Below are 1,127 nucleotides of genomic sequence, written 5' to 3' on the forward strand. Positions count from 1 at the left end.
GCCGAGCGGCGACAAGAGCCGGTACCGACCAGCGACGAGTTCCGAGGGTGCGTTCGACATCGTGAAACGGTACCCGGCGGCGACGGCGGCAACTCGGGCGGCACGCCACCGCGCAACGAAGATCCAAACTCCACGCGTACGCTGACGCCATGTCTGCCGAGGAGCCACTGTTCCGCGTCGTTCACGGCACGCCGACCGCTGAGGAGTTGGCCGCCCTGGTAGGCGCGATCGTCGTTCACCCCAGGCCGGCGACAGCCCCCGCCCCACCTACGGCTTCCGCCTGGGCACGCGGCGCCCGCCCCGCCAATTCCGGCCTCGCCGCCGGCCCGGACGCCTGGCGCGCCTCCGGCCTGCCCCGCTGACGACGACTTCCGCCCCGCACCGAGTTCTCCGGTCTACACCGAGGATCCCGGTACCGGCGAGCCCGAGCCCGGGTCACCACCCGAGCTAGCCGCCCTCAGCAGTCGAAGACGCCCGAGCCGCGGTGGGCGGGGCGCCGGGTAGGACCGCATCCGGATCTACTCCGTCGTTGTCCGGGGTGCGTCGGGGATAGGCCATCACGGCACCGAGCAGAAGCAGACCCGCCACGGCACCGATCAACGGTCGGGTGGCGAGTAGCCACCCGGAAAACAGCACGGCACCGAGCAGAAGCAGACCCGCCACGGTACTGAACAACCACCTGCGGCGGGTGGAGTAACGCTTCGCACCGGCACCGGGCGCGACTGGCGGGGGCACGGGCGATGCCGGGACACCCGACTCGCCGGCCTTCGCCGCCGGCCCGGCGTCCGCTCGGGCCGCCGGAGGGCCGACCGGCGCGGCCGGACGGCTGTTGGCTGGGCGGGCGTCGGCCGGACGGACGTCGGCCGGACGGACGTCGGCCGGGCGGCTGTTGCCTGGGCGGGCACCGGCTGGACGAGTGTTGGTCGGCATCGCCGTGGAGGCGGCGTCGGCTCGGCGCAGCAACTCCTCGGCCGCCTCGGCGGTGATCCGCTGGGTCGGATCCTTTTGCAGCAGGCCGTCGAGTACGGGGCGCAGCGGGCCGGCGTTCTTCGGCGGCGGCGGCGGCTCGGTGGCCAGCGCCGCGAGAGTGGCGATCGCCGACGGACGGGCGTACGGCGACTTGCCCT

Annotated in this window: 1 protein-coding gene and 1 pseudogene; one reads left to right on the plus strand and one right to left on the minus strand. The window is 73.8% G+C overall.

The features are described from left to right. Positions 1 to 149: 149 nt before the first annotated feature. A complete protein-coding gene (locus tag H0524_RS24225; RefSeq protein ID WP_180200721.1) occupies positions 150 to 362 on the plus strand; it encodes an acyl-CoA carboxylase subunit epsilon in 213 nt (70 codons plus the stop codon). An 85-nt stretch (positions 363 to 447) separates the two neighbouring features. Here H0524_RS24225 and H0524_RS24230 read toward each other — a convergent pair. Further along, positions 448 to 1,127: pseudogene (locus H0524_RS24230) on the minus strand (serine/threonine protein kinase); the annotation flags it as partial.

It is taken from the genome of Salinispora sp. H7-4 (assembly GCF_013416675.1).
GTDB lineage: Bacteria > Actinomycetota > Actinomycetes > Mycobacteriales > Micromonosporaceae > Micromonospora > Micromonospora vitiensis.

What these genes read in the sequence shown, in the direction of transcription:
- H0524_RS24225 (WP_180200721.1), top strand. Translation starts at nt 150, where the DNA reads ATGTCTGCCGAGGAGCCACTGTTCCGCGTCGTTCACGGCACGCCGACC.